Here is a 21,673-nt window from a genome sequence, read left to right as displayed (position 1 = left end):
CACCCGCACCATCCCGAACAACGCACACAACCGCTCCTGTTCGGCCCGAGCCCGCTCCCAGTCCCCCTCCCGGCAGAGGCGGTAGAGGCGTACGTACCCCTGAGGATCCACGTTCGCCAACCCCGGCACCGCCCCATCCGCGCCCATCGCCAGCGCCGTGTCGACCACAAGCTCCGACCCGGTCAGCACACTGAACCCGGCCACAGCGGGATCCATGCGCGCCCCCATCACAACAGCCCGAAACCCGCCCTCGTCCCCGCTGGAGTCCTTCACCCCGGCCAACACCCCGTCGGCGGCCAGCTCCAGCACCAACTCCGCACTCAGCTTGGTGTGGACGGACACCGGAAGGTCGTACGCGAAGACCGGCACCGAAGACCGCGAGGCGATGAGGCGGTAGTGGCGGGAGACCTCCGCCGGATGCGTCCGCGTGTAGAACGGCGCCGTGACGACCACCGCGTCGGCGCCGGCATCCGTGACGTACCGGACATGATCGAGAACCCGAGGAGTCGTCATGTCGATGGCCCCGGCGAGAACGGGCAGTTGACCACCCACGTGAGAGACGACCGTCTCGACGACCAGACGCCGATGACGGTCGGTCAAGTACGCCGCTTCGGACGAGGAGCCGAGGACGAAGAGCCCGTGCACCCCGCCCTCCACCAGGTGATCGACAAGCCTGATGAGCGAGGGTACGTCCACCTCGCGGTCCGGTGTCATGGGCGTGCAGACGGGCGGAACGACACCGGTCAGCGGGGCGGAAAGGGTCATCTAGGGCTCCCTAGTGCTGTTGCTCTACGACTTCTCGATGGGGACAACGGGGACATCGGCCATGGCGGTGGCCTTCGGAACCGTGGTGACGGCCTGCGCCACCAACTCACGAGTCGACTGCTCCTCCTCCACAGGATGATGGCAACGAAAGCGATGCCCAGGACTCGACGCGCCCGCGAAGCCGGGCATGACCTCGGCGCACACGGAGTCGGCCTTCCAGCAGCGCGTACGGAAGGGACAGCCGCTGGGGGGACGAGTCGCCGACGGGACGGGTCCCACCAGCGGAATCGGGTCGATCGGGTCCAGCAGGCCGGGAGTCGCGGAGAACAGCGCGCGGGTGTACGGGTGCCGGGCCCGGTCCGTCACCTCGTCGGCGGGGGACTCCTCGACGATCCGGCCGAGGTACATCGTGATGACGCGGTCGCTCATCCTCCGCACGGTCTGGATGTCGTGCGAGACGAAGACGAGGGCCAGGCCGAGGCGTTCCTTCAGGTCCAGGAGGAGGTTCAGGATCTGGGCGCGTACCGATACGTCCAGCGCGCTGGTCGGTTCGTCCGCCACGACCAGGTCCGGTTCCAGAGCCAACGCCCGTGCGATCGCCACGCGTTGACGCTGGCCGCCGGAGAGCTGGCCGGGGAGTCCTTCGGCCAGTACGCGCGGCAGTCCGACGAGGGACATCAACTCCCGTACGCGTTCCTCCCGTTGCTGGACCGTGCCGCGCCGGTGCACATCGAGCGGGTCCCGCAGGATCTGCCGTACCGTCAGGCGGCGGTTGAGGGCGGTCGACGGGTCCTGGAAGATCATGCCGGTGTGCGCGCCGACCGTGGCCCTGCGCTCGGGCGGCTTCATCGTCCACAGGTCGCGGCCACGGAAGGACACCGTCCCGGACGTCGGCTTCTGTACGCCCACCAGGACCTTGGCGAGCGTCGACTTCCCGCAGCCGGACTCGCCGACGACGCCCACCGTCTCGCCGGGCGCGATCGCGAGATCGGCGCCGGTGAGGGCGTACACGCGATCGCGCGAGAACAGACCGCCGGTGCGCGCCTTGTGGACGACGTGGGTGTCGGAGAGGGTGATGACGGGGCCCGATTCTCGGCCCTGCTCCGTCCCACCGTCCCCACCGTGCTGCGGCGCCCCACCCTCCTGCTTCATCGCCTCGCTCAATTCACGGCCTCGCTTTCCGTCGTGCTTCCCGTCGGCTCGGTCGTGGCCGTGCCCGTGCTCGCGCTCGCGGGCAGGTCGACCGCCGGATGATGGCAGGCGACCTCGTGATGGCGGTGCGGGCCCACCAGCCGGGGCGCCGTCGTACGGCACACCTCCGTTGCCATCGGGCAGCGGTCGGCGAACCGGCAGCCCGCCGGGAAGTCGGCGGGGGAGGGGACGACGCCCTTGATCTGCGTCATGCGTTCCGCCGCACCCTCCAGGGAGAGGACGCTGCCGAGCAGCCCGCGCGTGTAGTGGTGGGAGGGCGACTCCACGAGTTCCGCCGTGACCCCCGACTCCACGATCTGGCCGCCGTACATCACTACGATCCGGTCCGTCACGTCCGCGATCAGCGCCAGGTCGTGGGAGACGAGGACCAGCGCGAAGTCCAGTTCCTCGCGCAGCCGTAGCAGCAGCTCGATGATCTGGGCCTGGACCGTGACGTCCAGGGCGGTGGTCGGCTCGTCGGCGACGATCAGTTTCGGCTGGCGGGAGAGGGCCATGGCGATCAGTACGCGCTGGCGCTGGCCGCCGGACAGTTCGTGCGGGTAGCTGCGCAAAGTGCGATCCGGGTCGAGGCCGACGAGTTCGAGGAGTTCGGCGCCCGTGCGCTTGCCGCCGCGCCGTATCACCTGCTTGAGCTGGGCGCGGATCGTCATCGCCGGGTTCAGGGACGACAGGGCGTCCTGGTAGATCATCGCCATGTCGTGGCCGAGGAGTTTGCGGCGTACGCGCATCGGCTCGCCGACCAACTGCCGCTGGTTGAAGCGGACATGGCCGCGTACCCGGGCGCCCTTCGGCTCAAGGCCCATCACCGCGAGCGCGGTCAGCGACTTGCCGCAGCCCGACTCGCCGACCAGGCCGAGCACTTCACCGGGCTGTACGTCGAAACTGATGCCGTCGACGATGTCCACACCCCCGTGGCGGGCATCGAAGCCGATGGCCAGGTTCTCGACGGCGAGCACCGGTTGCCCCTCGCGCAGCGGCCGGGCCCGGGAACGTAGCCGCTGGGCCGCCTCCGTCAGGCCCGGCAGTTCGAGGACCTTTCCGCTGCCCGGCTCGGGGGCCTCCAGGCGGTCCTTCTCCGCGGTCGTACGCGCCGCCTCGACGTCCCGCGCGGTGGGCGCGGCCCACGCGTCCGACACCCCTTCCGACAGGATGTTCAGCGACAGCACCGTGATCAGCATCAGCAGCCCGGGGAACACCGTCGCCCACCAGCCGCCGGTCAGCACCATGTTCTTGCCGTCCGCGATGACGCTGCCCCAGGACGGGTCCGGGGGCCGTACGCCCGCGCCGATGAACGACAGCGACGCCTCGAAGACGATGGCCTCGGCGACCTGCACCGTGCAGAACACCAGCACGGGCGCGGCGCAGTTGATGGCGACGTGCTTCAGCACGATGTGCGTGGTACGCGCTCCTATGACGCGTTCCGCGGTCACGTAGTCCTCGCCGTACTGGTCCATCACATTGGCCCGTACGACCCGGGCGATGGGCGGTGTGTAGAGGAACGCGATCGCGCCGATGAGGACCGGGATGCTGCCGCCGAACACCGCGATGAGCACGGCCGCGAGCGCGATGCCGGGGAACGCCATGATGACGTCCAGGCAGCGCATCACCGTCTCGTCGACCGCCTTGCGCGAGGTCGCCGCGATCGCGCCGAGGACCGCGCCCACGACGAGCGCGAGCCCGGTCGCGCCGAGACCGATCGCGAGGGACCAACGGGCCCCGTACATCAGCCTGCTGAGGATGTCGCGGCCCAGGCTGTCCTGGCCCATCCAGTGCTCACCGGAGGGCGCGCCCTCGCCGTTCCCGTTGTCGATCATCGTGGCTTGGTCGAGCGGGTCGTGCGGGGCGATCAGCGGTGCGAGCAGGGCCGTCAGGACGACGATCCCGATGACGACGACCGCGACCCGCGACATCACGGGGAGGCGCCTGAATCCCCTCAGCCGGATGCCGGGCCGGGAGAGGGTCTCGATCATCCGCTTTCGCGACAGCGGCATCATGCTTCGGCACCCCTCAGACGCGGGTTGACCAGCAGATAGAGGATGTCGATGACCAGATTCACGATCACGAAGCCGAAGGCGGTCGTCAGGACTACGCCCTGCACGACGGCCGGGTCACCGTTCTTCACGGCGTCGATCATCAGCTTTCCCATCCCCGGCAGCGAGAAGATCGTCTCGATGACGACCGCGCCGCCGAGCAGATAGCCGACCTGGAGTCCGAGCACGGTCATCGGGTTGATCAGCGCGTTGCGCAGCACGTTCCGGCCGACCACGACCACCGGTGGCAGACCGCTGCCGACGGCCGTTCGTACGTAGTCCTTGTCCAGCTCCTCGACCACGGCGGTCCGTACGATCCGGGTGAGCTTCGCGGCGACCGGCAGCGACAGCGCGAACGCCGGCAGCGTCATCGTCTTCAGCCAGCCGCTGAACGAGTCGGCCGGATTGACGTATCCGCTGGTCGGAAACCAGCCGAGGTCCACCGCCAGGTACTGGATCATCAGCAGCGCCAGCCAGAAGCCGGGCGCCGCGACCCCGGTCAGCGAGACCACCCGGATCAGCTGGTCGGGCAGCCGGTCCCGGTAGATCGCGGCAGTGACCCCGCCGAGCAGCGCCAGCACCACCGCGATACCGAGCCCCATGAACGTCAGCTGCATGGTGAGCGGCAGCGCGGTGGTGACCTGCTCGACGACCGGCGCCCTGGTCAGCGCGCTGACACCCATGTCACCCCGGGCCAGGTCCGCGACGAAGGCGGCGTAACGCACAGGGAGCGGGTCGAGCAGCCCGTTGCGCTCCCGGAAGTCGTGCAACTGCTCCTCGGTGGGGTTGGCGCCCTGGAAGTACGCGGACGCCGGATCGCTGTCCGAAAACCGCATCACGAGGAACACGAACAGGACGATGCCGAGTACGAGCGGAACGAGCAGGGCAATACGGCGGGCCAGAATCCTGGCGATCGCGACCACGTACGGCTCTCCTTGCTATCGCGGCTACGCCCACTTGGCCTGGAGCAGGTTTATCCCCGGGTAAGGCTGTGGCCGAATACCCGACAATTCTTTCGCGTTCCACGCGGTCATCAGCTCGGTGTGGACCACCGGATAGATCACGGCGTTCTCCGCGACGATGTCGATGTACTCCTGCGTCATCTGCTTCTTCGTCTCGGCGTCCGGTTCCCGCGTGGCCTCGTCCATGCGCTTGAAGAGGTCCTTGGCCACGGAGTTGTCCGTCCAACGGGCGTACCGCATCCAGGTGTTCTCGGGCCCGTAGTTGTAATGCATGATCAGGTCCGCGTCGAGGCCGAACTGGTTCGGGTTCGACGCGGCGGCGACGACCTGGAAATCCTGCTTCTGGTCAAGTTTGGTGAACAGCGCGGCGGTTTCCTGCGGCTGGAGGGTCGTCTTGACGCCGATCGCGTCCCACGAGGACTTGATGGTCGGCAGGCAGTCCACGATCCAACTCACGTTGACCGCTATGAGGTTGACCGTCAGCCCGCTGACTCCGGCCTCTCGCAGCAGATCCCGGGCCTTGTCGGGGTCGTACGCGTAGACCGTCCTGGCCTTCCGGTAGCTCGGGTTGCCCTCGTTGAGGAACGAGCTCGCCGGCTTCCCGTGGCCGCGCAGCGCGGCCTGGATCATCTTCTCCGTGTCGATCGCGTAATGCAGCGCCTGCCGCACCCGTACGTCGTCGAACGGCTTGTGGGCGGTGTTGAAGAGCAGGAACAGATGGTTCATTCCGGCCCCGCCCTCGACCTTCAGGCCGCCCTTCTCCAGCTGGGAGATGTTGGCGTACGGAATGTTGTCGGAGATCTGCGCGCCCGCGCTCGAACCGGAGATCTTGGCGACGCGCGGCGCGGCGTCCACGATCGACAGCCAGTTCATCTTCTTGAACGTGGCCTTTCGCGGCCCGTTGTAATCGGCGAAGGCCTCGAACGACGTGTTGGACTTCGGATTGTGCGCGGTCTGCCGGTACGGCCCCGAACCGACCGCCTTTCCCGCCGTCGCCTCGTCCAGCGCACCCGGCTTGGAGAAGACATGCTTCGGCATGATCTTCGCAAGCGTCATCCGCTGGACCCCGTCCGGGAACGGGAACTTGAGCACCAGCTCCACCGACTTCTCGTCGACCTTCCGTACCTCCTTCAGCCAGGAGCCGAAGAAGTTCTTGGCGAGCGTCGTCGTCTTGGGGTCCAGGACACGGTCGAAGGTGAAGATCACGTCGTCGGCGGTGACGGGCTGCCCGTCGTGCCACTTCGCGCCCTCCCGCAGCGTGAACTTCCAGGTGGTCGCCTGCGGGTCGGCCGGGATCTCGGTCGCGAGGGCCGCGTACGGCTCACGGCTGATCGGATCGGTGTCGAGCAACCCCTCGTAGATGTGGTGGTTGGCGGCCAGAGAGAACGCCGACGCCGTCATCAGCGGGTCCCAGCTCTGGTCGTTGCCGTAGCCGATCACCGCCGTGAGCGTCCGGTCGGCGCCCTCGCCCCCGCCGCCCGTCTCGTTCGTGGACTCCGGTCCCGAGGAGCAGGCGGACAGCGTCGAGCTGATCGCGGCGGCCGCGCCCAGCGCGCCGGAGTACTTCAGGAACGACCGGCGGTGCAGCGCCGGTGCGTGGGTCGCGTCGCGCACGGTTCCTCCAGCAAGCAGTGGGAGATACGACGTCCTACGTCATAGGTGCAGCGTGACCATAAGAGGGGGCGTGAGGGCGGTCAAGGGCTCGCGCACGAATGCCGTTTCTTCCAGAGGTGCGACCAATGTCGGTACATGGGCACGGGAGTTGAGCCCTGTATCTGACGGGTCGTGGGGAGAAGTTCAGTCGGGAGGTGGGACGTGGGATGTCTGCCACGCGTACGATGCGGCGCATGTCTCAGGAGCCGATGTCGCAGGAGTCCGCGCCACAGGAGCCCACCCACCACGCGCCCGTAAACGCCCCCTTGAACTTCCTCTCCCGGGGGCAGGTCGGGCAGGCCGCCGGACCGCGGCGGGTCAGCAGCCAGATCCAGCGCGAGGTCATGCAGCTGATCCTCGACCGCAAGCTCCGCGCCGGCGCTCCCCTGCCCACCGAGGCCGAACTGATGGGCGCCCTCGGCGTCAGCCGCAACTCCGTCCGCGAGGCCCTCAAGGCGCTCCAGGCCCTCGACATCGTGGAGATCAGACACGGTTACGGGACGTACGTCGGCCAGGCGTCGCTGACTCCCCTCGTCGACGGACTGACCTTCCGCACGCTGGCCCAGCAGGGCGACGACAGCGGCGCCTTGGCGCTCGGGGACATCCTCCAGGTCCGCGAAGTGCTGGAGGAAGGGCTGATACGACGGGTCGTGGGCGTGCTCTCGGACGCGGAGCTGGACCGGCTGGAGGGCGTGGTGACGCGGATGGAGGAGGCGGGGCGGGCGGGCGTTCCCTTCCCCGAACTCGACCGCGAATTCCACGAGTTGATGTACGCGTCGCTCGGCAACGCGCTCGTTCCCCAACTCCTCGGCGCCTTCTGGACCGTGTACCGGCGGGTCGCCGGAGTGCGGGGCTGGACGGACGATCCGACCCCCGACGTCACGGTGCGGCGCCACCGGGACATAGTCGTCGCCCTCAGGGCACGGGATGTCGAGGGTGCGCAGCGGGCGATGGCGGTACATTTCCGGGGCATCGAGGCGCGGGCGGCACAAGAGTCGAGGGGTGTTGGGTGAGCGGGTTCGGGGACACGGCTCGGGACGAGGGCTGGCCGGACGAGACGGCCGGCGTACTTCGATTGCCGTCAGGTCGGCTCGTACGGGGCCGGGGGCTCCGGCACCCGCTCCCGCCATCGGCGCCGACACCCACGTACGCCATCTACCTGCTGGGCAAGGAACCACCCCAAGTCCCCTGGGAAACCCGCTGGATCCGCTGGCCGGACTTCTGGCTGCCCCGTGACCGTGCGTACGCCCGCGAGGTGCTGACGGAGGCCTGGAACCGGGCGGCGGTCCCGGCCGAGCGGGTCGAGATCGCCTGCGGGGGCGGTCGCGGACGTACGGGTACGGCCCTTGCCTGCCTGGCGGTCCTGGACGGCGTACCGCCCGAGGAGGCGGTGGGCTTCGTACGCCGGAACTATGACCGGCATGCGGTGGAGACGCCGTGGCAACGGCGGTATGTACGGGGTTTCGCGGAGCCGTCGCGGGTCAGGTGAGGCGCAGGGTGATCCAGGGGACGGTGTCGCCCGGCAGCACGTACCGCTCGAACTCGACGAACCCGTGCTTCTGCGCGAACCGCACCCCGTCCTCGTTGGATGCGAGAACGACGGTCTCGATGACCTCGGCGCCGAACGTCCGCGCCCGCTCCAGCCCGCGCGCGTAAATCTCCTCGCCGAAGCCCTGCCTCCGGTGGGCGGGCAGCACCCGGGCGATGACGGTGGCCTCCGGCGCGTCATCGGTGGGCGGCCGCACGGTCGAGCACCCCACGAGTACGTCGCCGAGATACGCGACATCGAGGTGATACCGCTCGGCTCGCTCCCGCGCCTCCTCGATGGACATCGTGGCCGGAGGAACGATCACGTTGTGGACGTGCTGCCAGTCCTGAAGCGCGGTGTCGCTGTCCACGTCTACTTGCTCAACACGAAGCTTGGTCACCGGGGGAGCCAATCGTGCGGGTGGGGGACCGTCAAATCAGTTTCCGGCTCCCTGAGCCAGAGCGGCTCAGGGCACGGTCTCGCCGCGTACGAGCGGACGGCAGATCGGCTGGAGGTCGCCGGGGAGTTCGTCGGGGCGGCACCAGCGGGCTTCCAGGATTTCGAAGGGGTCGATGCGTAGTTCGCCGCCCAGTAGGCGTGCTTCGTAGGCCACTTCGAGGCGGGTGCGGAAGCCGCTGTTCAGGAGGACGAGGCGGCCCGCCTCGACATCGAGGTTGGTCTCCTCCTTGATCTCGCGGACCAGGGTTCGCCGGAAGTCCTCGCCCTTGTGCGCGAAGCCACTCGGCAGACCCCACTGGCGTCCCGGCGGCCACATCCGGTGCCGTAGCAGCAGCACTCGGCCTTCGTCGTCGCGTACGACACCGGTCACGCCGACCACGAACTTCGCGTTCAGGCACCACATCACACGGCTTTGCACCGGACGCAGGGTGCGCCAAAGGCGGACAAGGAGTCGCCTCACGGGGCCTCCGAGGGGGTTACGGGGGGTACGGGGTTGTCGCTCCCCGCGAACGGGTGGCGGTCGGGCGAGTCCTTCGCCCCTACGGACGGTACCTCGTCGGGAGTTCATACCTTGGTTGCGCTCCCATCGACCATCGGCGGACAGCCAAGTTCCCCTCGGCTCAAGAGACTTGCCGTATGGAGAAGACCAAGGGGAATCAGGGGAACACGGGCAACAAGGGGAGCTCAGAGAACTCAGGGAACTCAGAGAACTCAGAGAACTCAGAGAACTCAGAGAACACGGGGATCAGTCGCGCGCGCTTCATGGCGGGAGCGGCCGTTGTCGGGGGTGCGGTGGCGGCCGGGGGCCTCGCAGCCCCGGCCCCCGCGTCGGCTTCGAACCGAGCGGCTGCGTCACCGGCAATGGCAGCGGCAGCGGAGGCTCGGCGCGGGCTGAAGCACAGGGGCATCGTCTACACCCTGGGCGCCGGCGAGACGCCCGGTACGGCGTGGAGTGAGCGGAGGATGCGCGAGGACGTCCGTGTGATGGCGGACGAGCTGCACGCCGACTCCGTCGAGGTCACCGGGGACGGCGTTGAGCGGCTCAACGCCACGGCGAGTGAGGTGGCGGAGCGCGGACTGCACGTGTGGCTGCAGCCGACGCTGGGTGACGTGCCGGAGAAGGAGATCCTCGAGCACCTCGCCGAGAGCGGGCGGCACGGGGAGCGGCTGCGACGGCAGGGCGCACAGGTCACGCTCGCCGTCGGGTGTGAGTTCTGGCTGTTTGTGCCGGGCATCGTGCCGGGGGACGACGTCCTCGAGCGGATCGACAACCTGGAGAAGGGGAACTTCGATTTCGCGAAGATGCAGAAGCGGCTGGCCACGTTCACCGCGAAGGCGGCGGCGGTGGGCCGGTCCGTCTTCCGCGGCAAACTCAGCTACGCCGCCGCGCAGGACGAGACGTTCGAGCGGGTCGACTGGGGGCTGTTCGACATCGTCGGCATCGACTACTACTCGTACTTCCGCCAACGGGCCGACTACGTACGGGAGTTGCGTACGTTCCTGCGTTGGGGCAAGCCCCTGGCCATCACCGAGTTCGGGACCTGCACCTTCAAGGGTGCCCCTGAGGCGGGCGGCATGGGCTGGAACATCGTCGACTACACCAAGGAGCCGCCGGAGATCAAAGGCAACCCGGTCCGCAGCGAGCGCACCCAAGCCGCGTATCTCACCGATCTCCTCGACGTCTTCGAGTCGATGAACCTGCACGCGGCGATGACCTTCGAGTTCATCACCGCCGACGCCCCACACCGCCCCGACAATCCCCGCTACGACCTCGATATGGCGTCCTACGCCATCGTCAAGCCCCTCAAGGACCGCCCCGACGACCCAGCCTCCGACTGGCACTGGGAACCCAAGCAGGCCTTCCATGCCGTCGCCCGCCATTACGGCCGGGCGCGCTGCTGAAACCAGGCGCCCAGTTCAGGGACGCCGGGCCCGGAAGCGCAGGCCGCCCGACTCCGGGTGCCGCTGCACCGATACGTCCGTGAAGCCGGCCTTCGTGAGGCGGTCCGGGAGGCCGGACGGGTCCAGCGTGTTCATCGTGTCGCGGAAGTGGAGCAGCCGGAAGCGGAGACTCGGCTGGCTGTCGCAGCCGGCGAACACACCGCCGGGACGCAGCACGCGGTACGCCTCCGCGAAGATCCGGTCCTGGTGGGCGGCCGTCGGCACGTGGTGCAGCATGATGAAGCAGACGACTGAGGAGAAGCTCGCGTCCGGTACGGGGACCGCCGCTCCGTCCGCGTGCAGGATGCGCGCCCTGTCTCCCCACTTCTGCTCCAGCAGGGCCGCGGTGGCCTCGTCGATCTCCGCGGCCGTGACGCGGGGCACCTGTTCGATCAGTACGCGGAGATTGGCACCGTAACCCGGACCGATCTCCAGTACGTCGTCACCCAGGTCCACGCCGTCGAGGGTCCACGGGAGGATGAGGTCCTTGGTGGTCTGGGCCCACTTCTCGGAGCTGCACAGCTTGCGGTGCATGCGATTCATCGGCATACGGCGACGGTATGAGCGGAGCCGCTGTGTCCGACACGGGCTATGCTGCCGTCTCATGTCGCCAGACGGACACCCGGCCGCCGCCACCGCGATCTTCATCGGCCACTTCACGATGCCGAGGGGCACGACATACGCCCGGCACTGGCACTCCTTCCACCAACTCGCCTGGGCCGCAAAGGGGTTGCTGCGCGTGAGCAGCGAACGCGGGGCCTGGCTGCTGCCGCCCTCGCTGGCCCTGTGGATTCCCGCCTGGGTGCCCCATACGACGGAGTCCGCGGGCGACGTCGTCATGCGCAGTGCGTACGTCGACCCTGACGCCTCCCTGGCGATCAAGTGGACCGAGCCGACCGTCGTCGCCGCGGACCCGATGCTCCAGGCACTCATCGACCACCTGGGACGGACCGGCCTCGCCCCGGACGCACGGTCGCGTGCGGAGGCCGTACTCCTCGATGTGCTGCACCCTGTGCCGGTGACGAGCGTGTCGGTGACCGAGCCCCGTGATCCGCGGGCACGGACGGTGGCACGGGCGCTCGTCCGGGATCCCGCCGACGCACGCCCGCTGGGGGCCTGGGGTACGGAAGTCGGCGCCAGCGCACGAACGCTGGCCCGGCTGTTCGTCGCCGAAACGGGACTGGCCTTCGGCCAGTGGCGCGAGCAACTGCGCATGCGGTCCGCAATGCCGTTGCTCGCCGAGGGCATGACGGTGGAAGCCGTGGCCCGGAGGGTCGGTTACGGCTCCGCCAGCTCGTTCGTCGCGGCGTTTCGGCGGGTGGTGGGGGTTACGCCTCGGCAGTATTTCCCGATCCACGACTGATGGACTCTCTTACGAGTCGGGGCCGGAGTCGGATTCTGAGCTACAGCGCCGTCACTTGAGAGTGATCGCCTCATACGAGTAAATGTCCCGGGTTCGGGCGTTGGCCGAGCGTCGTTACGCGGAGTATGTGGCTGATCCGGTGAAGGCGTCGGGAAAGTGAGCGGATACGTCAAGTGGTCGGCCAGTGGGCACCGTGAGTGGGCCGAGGAGTTGGCCGGTGGTCGGGACGCGTTTCTCGAGGGCGCCCTAGGCATTGCGCAAGGTTGGCTGACCGGGGGCGCGGGCGCGGTCAACCGCCCTCCGGGCGTCCCTTCATCGCGGCCTCCATCGCCAGCAACTGCTCATTAGGGACCGCCCCGCCAAACCGGCGATCCCGCTGGGCATACTCCACACAAGCCCGCCAAAGATCCCGCCGGTCGAAGTCTGGCCACAACACATCCTGGAAGACCATCTCGGCGTAACTCGACTGCCAGATCAGGTAGTTGGAGATGCGCTGCTCCCCACTGGGCCGAAGAAAGAGATCAACGTCCGGCATGTCCGGGTAGTACAGATACTTCTGCACGGTCTTCTCGGTGACCTTCTCCGGATCAAGCTTCCCGGAAGCAACGTCCGCGGCCAACGCCTTCGCCGCGTCAGCAAGCTCCGCCCGCCCCCCATAGTTGACGCAGAAATACAACGTCATCGCATCGTTCCGCTGCGTCTGCTCCTGCGCGACCTGCAGTTCCTGGACGACGGACTTCCACAGCTTGGGCATCCGCCCGACCCAGCGGATCCGGATCCCCATCTCATCCATCTCGTCCCGCCGACGCCGGATGACATCCCGGTTGAAGTTCATCAGGAAGCGGACCTCGTCCGGCGACCGCTTCCAGTTCTCGGTCGAGAAGGCGTACAGGGAGAGGTTCTTGATGCCCATCTCGATGCAGCCCCTGAGAACGTCCAGAACGACGCCCTCACCGACCCGGTGCCCCTCGGTCCGCGGCAGCCCCCGCTCCTTGGCCCACCGCCCGTTCCCGTCCATGACGACCGCCACATGGTTCGGGATCAGCTCACCGGGAAGCTTCGGCGCGCGGGCGCCGGACGGATGCGGCTCCGGCGTCTTGTACTCGCGGCGCTGGCGCCCCAGGATCCCGCGTACCACCATGTGCTTCTCGTCTCCCTAAGTTTCTGTTACCGCTGTTTTGTACGGCTGTTTCTCTACGTAGCGCAGCGACCGCAGCCCGCGCTCCAGATGCCAGTGCAGATAGGCCGACACCAGCCCACTGCCTTCCCGGACGTACCGCGACTCGCACGCGTCGGCGGTCGCCCAGTCCCCCGTCAGCAGCGCACCGAGCAGTTCGAGGGCCTGCGCCGAGGGTACGACGCTGCCGGGCACCCGGCAGTCCACGCAGACGGAACCTCCCGCGGCGACCGAGAAGAACCGGTTCGGTCCCGCCATCCCGCACTTCGCGCAGTCGCTGAAACTGGGTGCGTACCCGTTCACGGCGAGGGAGCGCAGCAGAAAGGCGTCGAGGACCAGATGCGGTTCGTGCTCGCCGCGGGCCAGCGTCCGCAGCCCGCCGACGAGCAGCAGATACTGCTGCACGGCCGGTTCGCCCTCGTGGTCCGTGAACCGCTCGGCCGTCTCAAGCATGGCCGTCCCGGCGGTGTAGCGGGCGTAGTCGGCGACGATCCCGCCGCCGTACGGAGCGATCGTCTCGCTCTGCGTGCACAGCGGCAGCCCGCGCCCCACCAACTCGCTCCCGCGCGCGAAGAACTGCACGTCCACATGGGAGAACGGCTCGAGCCGCGCCCCGAACTTCGACTTCGTACGCCGCACTCCACGGGCCACGGCCCGCACGCGCCCATGCCCGCGCGTGAGCAGGGTGATGATGCGGTCCGCTTCGCCGAGCTTCTGCGTCCGCAGGACGACACCGTCGTCCCGGAAGAGACTCATGGGCCCATTCTCGCTTACGTGGAGACGGCAACCGCAGGGAGCCGTCTCCACTCTCACCGGTGAACCCGGCACTCTCACGGGTGAACTCGGACGATATGCCTGGCGTGGCACCGCTCAGGCCAGTAAGACTCCCAGTGTGAGCCTAGAACGCGTCACTATCACCATCCCGAGCGAAATCCTTGACGCGGCCAAAGCGGCCGCCGAGCGCGAAGGCCTGAGCGTCTCCGCGTGGCTTTCGCGCGCGGCCGAACGTGCGGCGAAGATCGAGGCAGGTCTCGCGGCAGCGGAAGAAGCCATGGCCCACCTCGATCCGCCGACGCCAGAGGAGCAGGCGTGGGTGGACGATTTCATGGACCGTGTCACCCGGCCCGCCCTCCCGGCCGACCAGTCGCGGGGGGCCGCGTGAACGCGCTACGGCCGACGGTGTACGACGCCGGGGCACTGATCGCCGCGGAGCGGAACCACGCGGCCTTCTGGCGAGCCCACCGTTCCTACCTCCTCGCCGGTGGCGTGCCCCTGGCACAAGCGCCCGTGGTGGCGCGGGTATGGCGGGACGGCACCCGCCAGGCCCAGTTGGCCCGCATGCTCAGCGGCTGTGACGTCCCGGCCCTCGACCACGCGCTCGCCAGAAGCGTGGGGCAACTCCTGGGGCAGGCCAGGACGTCAGACCCGGTCGACGGGGCCGTGGCGGTGTTGGCCGCGGACCTCGGGGCCGTGATCGTCACCTCGGATCCCGAAGACATCCAGCACCTCTTGGACCACCTTGGCCCGGTCGGCAAGCGCGCCGAGGTGGATGCCCTGCGCTGACACCCAGCTGAGACTCCCGCTCTGCGCCCCCTCAGCGGGCGCGGTCGGGATGGCTGATCGCATCCCAGGGCGCCATGTTCCAGGGGCTGGCCTTGTTCAACGGGTCCAGCAGGGCCTGCAGGTGGGCGTCGGACGCCTCCTGTGGGGCCGGGAGGTCGGCGTCCCCTCGGCCCTGGAGGCCCTCGAGCCACACCCTCCGCCCCAGCAGATAGTGCTCGGCGTACTCCTTCCAGGAGCCGTACGTGCGTGCCACCGCCGGCACGATGTTCTTGAGCGCGGTCCACGTCTCGGCCTCGCTCAGCATCCCGCAGGCGAAGCCTCGCCGGGAGATGTCCACGTACAGCCCGGCGTCCCACGCCAGCGGTTCGACACCGAGCCGCTGGCGCGCCCGCGCGCGGTAACCGCTCCGCGCGAGCCTGTCGAGCCGGCCGGCCAGCGCCTCACGCGAGGTGATCTCCCACTGGTCGGCCAGCCACCGCCGGGCCTTCTCGTCGTCGATGCGGGTGAACGGGTAAAGCGTCGTCCGCGAGGTGTCCCGGTCGCGGTTCACGGGCGCGCTCAGCGACACCATCCACAGCTGGTGCATGGTGAGCGGCACGGGGTACTTGCGAGCCGTCTTCGGCTTGCGAAGGTTCCGTATCGGGTTCCATATCGCCATGCGCCCGCACCCTATGCCACACCGACCTCAGAGATTACCCCCGGTCACGGTCGCGCCTCCCGCATTCCGCTCTCACCCTTCAAGGGACCTCCCCGCGGCTGCGTGCGTTCGCGTACGCCGTGGCCGCGCGGAGCCGTTCCGCCTGGGTGGCCGTGCGGACCGAGCCCGGTTCGCAGTCCCACTCGCGGCCGCCGCCGATCGGTCTGAGCTGTACGTACGGTCCCTCGTGCCCCATCACCACGCCCACCTTCCCCGTCTTCGTATCGAAGGCATACGCCCCGATCGGCAGCCTCACCGGATCACCGCCGCCGGCCGTGCCGCCGTCTCGACGGAACACCGCCCCAATTCGATGAGCGGACAAGGCGTCTCCCGCGCCAAACTTGCCGGGTCGATCCGGAGCGTCGGCACCTTAATTCCTGCGTTCACGAGTGCTTCCCGCAACTCTTTCACCGTTTCCTCCGCCTCTTCGACGCATCCCGCCGAGTGCCGTACGCCGCGACCCTCATAGTCAGCCATCGTGGTGCTCCCCTCGCTTTTGAGTTTCACGCTTTTCATCTCCACGGTGGAGCTGGCCGCATAGACTTTGGAAGACCTCTACGCTCAGCAACGTCCGTGCAGTACAAGGGGGGTTGGCCATGGCCAATGGTTCGCGTCAGGCGGCCTGGGAGTTCTTCGGCACAGAGCTGAAACGGCGGCGCGAGGAGGCCGGATTCCCTCAGTCCGACTTGGGTTCTCGCGTTTTTGTGTCGGGCGGCTGCATTGGGCAATTCGAACAGGCTATTCGGAAGCCGCAGTTGGATGTGGCGCAGCGGACCGACGAGGTCCTACAAACCGAGGATTTTTCGAAAGGCTTTGGCGAAAGCTCATCAAGGAGCAGCCGTATACGGAGTGCTACATCGCGGCGATTCAGGGCCGCCGCGCTGTCGCCGGAGGCGTGCCTGGCCCTGATCGAGTCGGCGGCGGAGGACTTCAGACGATGCGCGAGTACGACCTGAGCACCGCCCGGTGGCGCAAGAGCACCTACAGCGGGGGCAGCGGCGGGGAGTCGTGCGTCGAGGTAGCCGACGGAGTCCCCGGCATCGTCCCCGTCCGGGACAGCAAGGTCATGGACGGGCCCGTGCTCGTGATCGGTGCGGCGGCCTGGACGGAGTTCATCGGCGCCGCAGCGGAGTAACTGTGCCGCAAGCTCTCAGGTGAAAGTTTGGGGCCACGCGGCGGGCCGCAAGTTGATGTGGCGCTGCGCCCCTAGAGGGCGCTCACGGAAGCGCCCACTACCCCCGCGTCGCCGCGCACTCCGCGCAAGTCCCGAAGATCTCTACCGTGTGCGCCACGTTCACGTACCCGTGCTCCGTGGCGATCGCTTCCGCCCACTTCTCTACTGCCGGGCCCTCCACCTCCACCGCCTTGCCGCACACGCGGCAGACGAGATGGTGATGGTGATCGCCGGTCGAGCAGCGGCGGTAGACGGACTCGCCATCCGACGTGCGCAGGACGTCGACCTCGCCCGCGTCGGCCAGGGACTGGAGTGTGCGGTACACCGTGGTGAGGCCTACGGAGTCGCCCTTGTGCTTGAGCATGTCGTGGAGATCCTGCGCGCTGCGGAACTCGTCGACCTCGTCCAGCGCCGCGGCCACGGCAGCGCGCTGCCGGGTTGAGCGGCCCCGTACGGGCGGTCCAGCGGTCGTCACCGTTGCCTCCTTCTATCTGCGGCTCGCCGGGCCATTGTGCCAGCCCGATCTGAGGGCAGTCAGACGCCGACCTTCCCCGAGGCGTCTCGGGTGGCCGGAATCGGGCACTCCGCAGGGTCCCCGGCGGACTGTGCCATGGCCCGGGCCCGGCGTCGGTTCAGCGGCATGGCCAGTGCGGTCAGTGCGATGAACGCCCCGATGGTCAGCAGGACGATGGTCGCGCCGGGTGGCACGTCCTGGTAGTACGAGGTGGCCGTGCCGCCGATCGTCACGCTCACCCCGATCGCCACGGCGATCGCGAAGGTCGCCGCGAAACTGCGGCTCAGCTGCTGTGCGGCCGCGACCGGCACCACCATCAGGGCGGAGACCAGGAGCAGGCCGACGACCCGCATCGCGACCGTCACCGTGACCGCCGCCGTCACCGCCGTCAACAGATTGAGCGCGCGCACCGGCAGCCCGGTCACCCGCGCGAACTCCTCGTCCTGGCTCACCGCGAACAGTTGTCGGCGCAGGCCCAGAGTGACTAGGACCACGAAGGCCGCCAGCAGGCAGATCGCCGTGACGTCGCTCTCGCTCACCGTGGACAGCGAGCCGAAGAGATACGAGGTCAGGTTGGCGTTGGAGCCGCCCGGCGCGAGGTTGATGAACATCACGCCGCCCGCCATACCGCCGTAGAAGAGCATGGCGAGCGCGATGTCGCCGCGCGTTCTGCCGTACCAGCGGATGAATTCCATGAGGACCGCGCCCACCACTGACACGAGCGTCGCCATCCAGACCGGGGACCAGGACAGCAGGAAGCCCAGGCCCACGCCCGTCATCGCCACGTGGCCGATTCCGTCGCCCATCAGGGCCTGGCGGCGCTGTACGAGGTAGATGCCGACGGCGGGTGCGGTGATGCCGACGAGTACGGCGGCGAGCAGGGCCCGCTGCATGAAGGCGTAGTCGAGGATGTCCATGGCCGGTCCTTTTGCTTCCTCAGCTCAGCAGGCCCGTGCGGACCGGTTCGGCGCCGTGCGCCGCGTGCGGGTGAACGTGGTCGTGGCCGGGCAGCGCATGCTGGCCGACCGCGGGCGGGGGCGGGCCGTCGTGCGCCACGCAGCCGTCGCGCAGGACGACCGCGCGGTTGATCAGCGGCTCCAGCGGGCCCAGCTCGTGCAGTACGAGGAGTACGGACGCGCCCTTGCCGACCTGCTGACGCAGGGTTTCGGCGAGCATCTCCTGGCTGGCGTGATCGACGCCCGCCATCGGCTCGTCCATGATCAGCAGGTCCGGCTGGGAGGCGAGGGCACGGGCGATGAGTACGCGCTGATGCTGGCCGCCCGACAACGCGTCGACGGAGTGCTTGGCGTGGTCCGCCATGCCGACCAGTTCGAGGGCCTGGTGGACGGCCTCGCGGTCCGCCTGGCGCAGGAATCCGAAGCGGGTCCGGGACAGCCGCCCCGACGACACCACCTCGGTCACCGTCGCGGGCACTCCGCCCGCGGCCGTCGTGCGCTGCGGTACGTACCCCACGCGCCCCCAGTCGCCGAAACGGCGCCGCGGTGTGCCGAACAGCTCGATCTCGCCGCGGGTGACCGGGACTTGACCGATGACCGTGCGGACGGCCGTGGACTTGCCGGAGCCGTTCGCGCCGAGCAGCGCGACGACCTCGCCGTGGTGCACGGTGAGGTCGATGCCGCGCAGGACGGGGCGCGAGCCGAGTTCGGCCGTCACTCCGCGCAGGGAGATGACGGGTTCCCCGGGCCGGTCAGCCTTCATGGCTCGCGCCTTCCGTTCGCTGCTTCATATCGCGTGCACTCCCGCGTGCACTGAACGCGATCACTTCGTGCCGAGGGCCTTCTCCAGCGCCGTCAGGTTCGCCTGCATGACCTGGAAGTAGTCGTCGCCCTTGGACTTGTCGGTGATGCCTTCGAGGGGGTCGAGTACATCAGTCTTGAGACCGGCGTCCGAGGCCAGGGTCTTCGCGGTCTTGTCGGAGACCAGTGTCTCGTAGAAGACGGTGGTGACGCCGTCCGCCTTCGCCTCCTGCTGGAGTTCCTTGACCCGCGCCGCGCTGGGCTCACTGTCGGGCTCCAGGCCGGAGATGGCCTCCATGGTCAGGCCGTAGCGCTGGGCGAGGTAGCCGAAGGCCGCGTGGTTGGTGAAGAAGACCTTCGTCTTGGTGTTCTTGAGGCCGTCCTCGTACTCGGTGTTGAGGCCGTCCAGCTTCTTCACGAGGTCCGCGGTGTTCTTCTTGTAGTCCGCCGCGTTGTCGGGGTCCTGCTTCTCGAGGGCCTTGCCGACGCCCTCGGCGATCTCGGCGTACTTCACCGGGTCCAGCCAGACGTGCGGATCGAGGGACGACTCCTCCTCGCCCGCGTGCTCCTCTTCCGCTTCCGCACCCTCTTCGGCGCCGTGCTCGTGGCCGTCCTCGGTGCCGAGGTCCTCGAGCTTCGTCAGCGTGGCCGCGTCGACCTTCGTCTTGACCTCGGACTGCCCCACCGCCTCGTCGACGGAGGGCTGCAGGCCCTTCAGGTAGAGGATCGCGTCCGCTTCCTGGAGCTTCGCGGTCTGCTGGGCGCTGATCTCCAGGTCGTGCGGCTCCTGGCCGGGCTCCGTCAGGGAGGTGACACTGACATGGTCCCCGCCGATCTGCTCCGCGAGGAACTGCATCGGATAGAACGACGCCACGACGTCGAGCTTGCCGCCGCCCGCACCCTCCGCGGCTTTGGAGTCGGAGGAGCAGCCGGACAGGGTGCCGATCGCGAGGGCGGTGGCCGCCAGTGCCGCGGTCCCGGCGGTGTTTATTCGAGAGGAGGCAAGGCGTCGTCGTACGTTCATGACACCCATTTTCAATGAAAGTGGAAACGATTGTCAACAAGCGCCTGGTAAGAGGCCGGTAAGTCCAGGAAAGCCCTGCTCGGACCCTGCTCACGCCGTGCTCGGGCCCTCCGTCCGTCCGTGACCCCGAACCGATTTGATCCGGGGGGCGGGACCGCCGGTAATCTGAAGCATTCGCTCCTGAAGCAATCGCTCCTCAAGCAATGCTTCGCCGCCGTCGTCGTAATGAAGAGAGCACCGTGGCCGCCGACAAGATCGACACCATCGTCAGCCTGAGCAAGCGCCGTGGCTTCGTCTACCCGTGCAGTGAGATCTACGGCGGCCAGCGCGCCGCCTGGGACTACGGGCCGCTGGGTGTCGAGCTCAAGGAGAACCTCAAGCGCCAGTGGTGGCGCTACATGGTGACGTCGCGCGAGGACGTCGTGGGTATCGACTCCTCGGTGATCCTGGCGACCGAGGTCTGGGTGGCCTCCGGTCACGTCGCGACCTTCACCGACCCGCTCACCGAGTGCACCTCCTGTCACAAGCGGTTCCGCGCGGACCACCTGGAGGAGGCGTACGAGGCGAAGCACGGCCGTCCGCCCGAGAACGGCCTCGCCGACGTCAACTGCCCGCACTGCGGAAACAAGGGCCAGTTCACCGAGCCCAAGCAGTTCTCCGGCCTGCTCTCCACGCACCTCGGCCCCACCCAGGACAGCGGCTCCGTCGCCTACCTGCGGCCCGAGACCGCGCAGGGCATCTTCACCAACTTCGCCCAGGTGCAGCAGACTTCGCGCCGCAAGCCGCCGTTCGGCATCGCGCAGATGGGCAAGTCCTTCCGGAACGAGATCACTCCGGGCAACTTCATCTTCCGTACGCGCGAGTTCGAGCAGATGGAGATGGAGTTCTTCGTCAAGCCGGGCGAGGACGAGAAGTGGCAGGAGTACTGGATGGAGCAGCGCTGGAACTGGTACACGGGCCTGGGTCTGCGCGAGGAGAACATGCGGTGGTACGAGCACCCGCAGGAGAAGCTCTCCCACTACTCGAAGCGCACGGCGGACATCGAGTACCGCTTCCAGTTCGGCGGCAACGAGTGGGGTGAGCTGGAGGGCGTCGCGAACCGCACCGACTACGACCTCTCCGCGCACTCGAAGGCCTCCGGGCAGGATCTCTTCTACTTCGACCAGGAGGCCGGCGAGCGCTGGACTCCGTACGTCATCGAGCCCGCGGCCGGTGTCGGGCGGGCGATGCTCGCGTTCCTGCTGGACGCGTACATCGAGGATGAGGCGCCCAACGCCAAGGGCAAGATGGAGAAGCGGACCGTGCTGCGGCTGGACCACCGCCTCGCTCCGGTGAAGGTCGCGGTGCTGCCGCTTTCGCGTAACCCGGAGTTGTCGCCCAAGGCCAAGGGGCTCGCGCAGGCGCTGCGGCAGAACTGGAACATCGAGTTCGACGATGCCGGGGCCATTGGGCGCCGTTACCGGCGGCAGGATGAGATCGGCACGCCGTTCTGTGTGACGGTGGACTTCGACACGCTCGACGACAATGCGGTGACTGTGCGGGAGCGGGACTCGATGAAGCAGGAGCGGGTGTCTCTCGACCAGATCGAGGGGTACCTCGCCAGCCGACTGGTCGGCTGCTAGGGGTTTTCGCCCCCGCCGCCCTTACCCGTCCCATACCAAGGGGCTCCGCCCCTGGACCCCGCTGGGGCTGCGCCCCAGACCCCATCGGCCTGAACGGCCTCGTCCTCAAACGCCGGACGGGCTGAAAGATCAGCCCCTTGGGGATCCCCCCCAGCGGTAGCTGGGGGAGTTTGAGGAGCGGGGGTCCGGGGGCTGGCCCCCGAATCGGGGTCCGGGGCGGAGCCCCGAAGGG

The 21,673-nt window shown here is 68.3% G+C and carries 25 protein-coding genes and 1 pseudogene; 9 read left to right on the top strand and 17 right to left on the bottom strand.

Features of this window, described 5'->3' with window-relative positions:
- From G6048_RS36030 to G6048_RS36010, 5 genes are all read right to left on the bottom strand, one after another.
- Positions 1–765, bottom strand: a 765-nt coding sequence (locus tag G6048_RS36030; RefSeq protein ID WP_165343799.1) for a dihydrodipicolinate synthase family protein, incomplete at its 3' end; no start/stop codon positions are given.
- Between the two features lie 24 nt (positions 766–789).
- Positions 790–1,917 (bottom strand): oligopeptide/dipeptide ABC transporter ATP-binding protein, encoded by a 1,128-nt coding sequence (locus G6048_RS36025; protein WP_165343798.1) that lies wholly within the window; start codon positions 1,915–1,917, stop codon positions 790–792.
- A gap of 8 nt (positions 1,918–1,925) precedes the next feature.
- On the bottom strand, positions 1,926–3,968 hold the full coding sequence (locus G6048_RS36020) for a dipeptide/oligopeptide/nickel ABC transporter permease/ATP-binding protein (RefSeq protein ID WP_165343806.1): 2,043 nt from the start codon (positions 3,966–3,968) through the stop codon (positions 1,926–1,928).
- Positions 3,968–4,930 carry an ABC transporter permease gene (locus tag G6048_RS36015; protein ID WP_165343797.1) on the bottom strand — a complete coding sequence of 321 codons (963 nt, stop codon included), beginning with the start codon at positions 4,928–4,930 and terminating at the stop codon, positions 3,968–3,970. Before G6048_RS36015 ends, G6048_RS36020 begins: the two co-directional genes overlap by 1 nt.
- A gap of 24 nt (positions 4,931–4,954) precedes the next feature.
- Entirely contained in the window at positions 4,955–6,583 is a 1,629-nt protein-coding gene (locus G6048_RS36010) for an ABC transporter substrate-binding protein (RefSeq protein WP_165343796.1), read from the bottom strand.
- Positions 6,584–6,816: 233 nt separating this feature from the next.
- Here G6048_RS36010 and G6048_RS36005 point away from each other — a divergent pair, with 233 nt between their 5' ends.
- Together G6048_RS36005 and G6048_RS36000 are read left to right on the top strand one after the other, a co-directional pair.
- Positions 6,817–7,635, top strand: a complete 819-nt coding sequence (locus G6048_RS36005) for a FadR/GntR family transcriptional regulator (RefSeq protein ID WP_268979203.1) — start codon at positions 6,817–6,819, stop codon at positions 7,633–7,635.
- Positions 7,632–8,111: a phosphatase domain-containing protein gene (locus G6048_RS36000; protein WP_165343795.1), complete on the top strand. Its 480-nt coding sequence runs from the start codon at positions 7,632–7,634 to the stop codon at positions 8,109–8,111. Before G6048_RS36005 ends, G6048_RS36000 begins: the two co-directional genes overlap by 4 nt.
- On the opposite strand, the gene G6048_RS35995 is transcribed toward G6048_RS36000, so the two are convergent.
- Together G6048_RS35995 and G6048_RS35990 are read right to left on the bottom strand one after the other, a co-directional pair.
- Positions 8,104–8,550: a GNAT family N-acetyltransferase gene (locus G6048_RS35995; RefSeq protein ID WP_328827981.1), complete on the bottom strand. Its 447-nt coding sequence runs from the start codon at positions 8,548–8,550 to the stop codon at positions 8,104–8,106. The genes G6048_RS36000 and G6048_RS35995 overlap by 8 nt on opposite strands.
- A 66-nt stretch (positions 8,551–8,616) precedes the next feature.
- Positions 8,617–9,069 (bottom strand): NUDIX hydrolase, encoded by a 453-nt coding sequence (locus G6048_RS35990; RefSeq protein ID WP_165343794.1) that lies wholly within the window; start codon positions 9,067–9,069, stop codon positions 8,617–8,619.
- A 302-nt stretch (positions 9,070–9,371) separates the two neighbouring features.
- Here G6048_RS35990 and G6048_RS35985 point away from each other — a divergent pair, with 302 nt between their 5' ends.
- Entirely contained in the window at positions 9,372–10,511 is a 1,140-nt protein-coding gene (locus tag G6048_RS35985) for an abortive phage infection protein (RefSeq protein WP_165343793.1), read from the top strand.
- A gap of 15 nt (positions 10,512–10,526) precedes the next feature.
- Here G6048_RS35985 and G6048_RS35980 read toward each other — a convergent pair whose 3' ends face one another.
- The gene (locus G6048_RS35980) at positions 10,527–11,099 is read right to left on the bottom strand and encodes a class I SAM-dependent methyltransferase (RefSeq protein WP_206342545.1); all 573 of its coding nucleotides are present in this window, start codon (positions 11,097–11,099) and stop codon (positions 10,527–10,529) included.
- A 55-nt stretch (positions 11,100–11,154) separates the two neighbouring features.
- Between G6048_RS35980 and G6048_RS35975 the strand changes: the two genes are divergently transcribed.
- Positions 11,155–11,913: an AraC family transcriptional regulator gene (locus G6048_RS35975; RefSeq protein WP_165343792.1), complete on the top strand. Its 759-nt coding sequence runs from the start codon at positions 11,155–11,157 to the stop codon at positions 11,911–11,913.
- Positions 11,914–12,202: 289 nt separating this feature from the next.
- On the opposite strand, the gene G6048_RS35965 is transcribed toward G6048_RS35975, so the two are convergent.
- Positions 12,203–13,054, bottom strand: a complete 852-nt coding sequence (locus G6048_RS35965) for an isoprenyl transferase (RefSeq protein ID WP_165343791.1) — start codon at positions 13,052–13,054, stop codon at positions 12,203–12,205.
- A 15-nt stretch (positions 13,055–13,069) separates the two neighbouring features.
- A complete protein-coding gene (gene recO / locus G6048_RS35960) occupies positions 13,070–13,846 on the bottom strand; it encodes a DNA repair protein RecO (RefSeq protein WP_165343790.1) in 777 nt (258 codons plus the stop codon).
- Positions 13,847–13,982: 136 nt separating this feature from the next.
- Here recO and G6048_RS35955 point away from each other — a divergent pair, with 136 nt between their 5' ends.
- Positions 13,983–14,252: a YlcI/YnfO family protein gene (locus G6048_RS35955; RefSeq protein WP_165343789.1), complete on the top strand. Its 270-nt coding sequence runs from the start codon at positions 13,983–13,985 to the stop codon at positions 14,250–14,252.
- Positions 14,249–14,653, top strand: a complete 405-nt coding sequence (locus G6048_RS35950) for a twitching motility protein PilT (RefSeq protein ID WP_206342544.1) — start codon at positions 14,249–14,251, stop codon at positions 14,651–14,653. Before G6048_RS35955 ends, G6048_RS35950 begins: the two co-directional genes overlap by 4 nt.
- Positions 14,654–14,684: 31 nt before the next feature.
- On the opposite strand, the gene G6048_RS35945 is transcribed toward G6048_RS35950, so the two are convergent.
- The 3 genes from G6048_RS35945 to G6048_RS35935 all read right to left on the bottom strand — a co-directional run bounded on the left by G6048_RS35945 (position 14,685) and on the right by G6048_RS35935 (position 15,827).
- Positions 14,685–15,311: a DUF1266 domain-containing protein gene (locus G6048_RS35945; RefSeq protein WP_235990806.1), complete on the bottom strand. Its 627-nt coding sequence runs from the start codon at positions 15,309–15,311 to the stop codon at positions 14,685–14,687.
- 79 nt (positions 15,312–15,390) lie between these two features.
- A complete protein-coding gene (locus G6048_RS35940) occupies positions 15,391–15,606 on the bottom strand; it encodes a hypothetical protein (RefSeq protein ID WP_165343788.1) in 216 nt (71 codons plus the stop codon).
- The gene (locus G6048_RS35935) at positions 15,603–15,827 is read right to left on the bottom strand and encodes a hypothetical protein (protein ID WP_165343787.1); all 225 of its coding nucleotides are present in this window, start codon (positions 15,825–15,827) and stop codon (positions 15,603–15,605) included. Before G6048_RS35935 ends, G6048_RS35940 begins: the two co-directional genes overlap by 4 nt.
- A 119-nt stretch (positions 15,828–15,946) precedes the next feature.
- Between G6048_RS35935 and G6048_RS35930 the strand changes: the two are divergent.
- Together G6048_RS35930 and G6048_RS35925 are read left to right on the top strand one after the other, a co-directional pair.
- A pseudogene (locus tag G6048_RS35930) lies at positions 15,947–16,230 on the top strand (helix-turn-helix domain-containing protein); the annotation flags it as partial.
- 57 nt (positions 16,231–16,287) lie between these two features.
- A complete protein-coding gene (locus G6048_RS35925) occupies positions 16,288–16,485 on the top strand; it encodes a DUF397 domain-containing protein (RefSeq protein WP_165343800.1) in 198 nt (65 codons plus the stop codon).
- A 97-nt stretch (positions 16,486–16,582) separates the two neighbouring features.
- Here G6048_RS35925 and G6048_RS35920 read toward each other — a convergent pair whose 3' ends face one another.
- From G6048_RS35920 to G6048_RS35905, 4 genes are read right to left on the bottom strand one after another with little or no spacing between them, the layout of a single operon-like run.
- Positions 16,583–16,999, bottom strand: coding sequence for a Fur family transcriptional regulator (locus G6048_RS35920; RefSeq protein ID WP_165343786.1), 417 nt, complete (start codon positions 16,997–16,999; stop codon positions 16,583–16,585).
- Between the two features lie 59 nt (positions 17,000–17,058).
- On the bottom strand, positions 17,059–17,955 hold the full coding sequence (locus tag G6048_RS35915; RefSeq protein ID WP_165343785.1) for a metal ABC transporter permease: 897 nt from the start codon (positions 17,953–17,955) through the stop codon (positions 17,059–17,061).
- Between the two features lie 19 nt (positions 17,956–17,974).
- On the bottom strand, positions 17,975–18,757 hold the full coding sequence (locus tag G6048_RS35910) for a metal ABC transporter ATP-binding protein (RefSeq protein WP_165343784.1): 783 nt from the start codon (positions 18,755–18,757) through the stop codon (positions 17,975–17,977).
- Between the two features lie 60 nt (positions 18,758–18,817).
- Positions 18,818–19,819 (bottom strand): zinc ABC transporter substrate-binding protein, encoded by a 1,002-nt coding sequence (locus tag G6048_RS35905; RefSeq protein WP_165343783.1) that lies wholly within the window; start codon positions 19,817–19,819, stop codon positions 18,818–18,820.
- 239 nt (positions 19,820–20,058) lie between these two features.
- On the opposite strand from G6048_RS35905, the gene G6048_RS35900 reads away from it, so the two are divergent.
- On the top strand, positions 20,059–21,441 hold the full coding sequence (locus tag G6048_RS35900; RefSeq protein ID WP_165343782.1) for a glycine--tRNA ligase: 1,383 nt from the start codon (positions 20,059–20,061) through the stop codon (positions 21,439–21,441).
- Positions 21,442–21,673 lie beyond the last annotated feature (232 nt).

Origin of the sequence: Streptomyces ureilyticus (assembly GCF_011045025.1) — a bacterium.
GTDB classification, from domain to species: domain Bacteria; phylum Actinomycetota; class Actinomycetes; order Streptomycetales; family Streptomycetaceae; genus Streptomyces; species Streptomyces ureilyticus.
This window is presented reverse-complemented; position numbering and strand designations above follow the sequence as displayed.

What these genes read in the sequence shown, in the direction of transcription:
- G6048_RS35935 (WP_165343787.1), bottom strand. Translation starts at nt 15,827, where the DNA reads ATGGCTGACTATGAGGGTCGCGGCGTACGGCACTCGGCGGGATGCGTC.
- G6048_RS35975 (WP_165343792.1), top strand. Translation starts at nt 11,155, where the DNA reads ATGTCGCCAGACGGACACCCGGCCGCCGCCACCGCGATCTTCATCGGC.
- G6048_RS35985 (WP_165343793.1), top strand. Translation starts at nt 9,372, where the DNA reads ATGGCGGGAGCGGCCGTTGTCGGGGGTGCGGTGGCGGCCGGGGGCCTC.
- G6048_RS36005 (WP_268979203.1), top strand. Translation starts at nt 6,817, where the DNA reads ATGTCTCAGGAGCCGATGTCGCAGGAGTCCGCGCCACAGGAGCCCACC.
- G6048_RS36020 (WP_165343806.1), bottom strand. Translation starts at nt 3,968, where the DNA reads ATGCCGCTGTCGCGAAAGCGGATGATCGAGACCCTCTCCCGGCCCGGC.
- G6048_RS35910 (WP_165343784.1), bottom strand. Translation starts at nt 18,757, where the DNA reads ATGAAGGCTGACCGGCCCGGGGAACCCGTCATCTCCCTGCGCGGAGTG.
- G6048_RS35915 (WP_165343785.1), bottom strand. Translation starts at nt 17,955, where the DNA reads ATGGACATCCTCGACTACGCCTTCATGCAGCGGGCCCTGCTCGCCGCC.
- G6048_RS35965 (WP_165343791.1), bottom strand. Translation starts at nt 13,054, where the DNA reads ATGGTGGTACGCGGGATCCTGGGGCGCCAGCGCCGCGAGTACAAGACG.
- G6048_RS36025 (WP_165343798.1), bottom strand. Translation starts at nt 1,917, where the DNA reads ATGAAGCAGGAGGGTGGGGCGCCGCAGCACGGTGGGGACGGTGGGACG.
- G6048_RS35980 (WP_206342545.1), bottom strand. Translation starts at nt 11,099, where the DNA reads ATGCCGATGAATCGCATGCACCGCAAGCTGTGCAGCTCCGAGAAGTGG.
- G6048_RS35925 (WP_165343800.1), top strand. Translation starts at nt 16,288, where the DNA reads ATGCGCGAGTACGACCTGAGCACCGCCCGGTGGCGCAAGAGCACCTAC.
- recO (WP_165343790.1), bottom strand. Translation starts at nt 13,846, where the DNA reads ATGAGTCTCTTCCGGGACGACGGTGTCGTCCTGCGGACGCAGAAGCTC.
- G6048_RS35905 (WP_165343783.1), bottom strand. Translation starts at nt 19,819, where the DNA reads ATGAACGTACGACGACGCCTTGCCTCCTCTCGAATAAACACCGCCGGG.
- G6048_RS35945 (WP_235990806.1), bottom strand. Translation starts at nt 15,311, where the DNA reads ATGGCGATATGGAACCCGATACGGAACCTTCGCAAGCCGAAGACGGCT.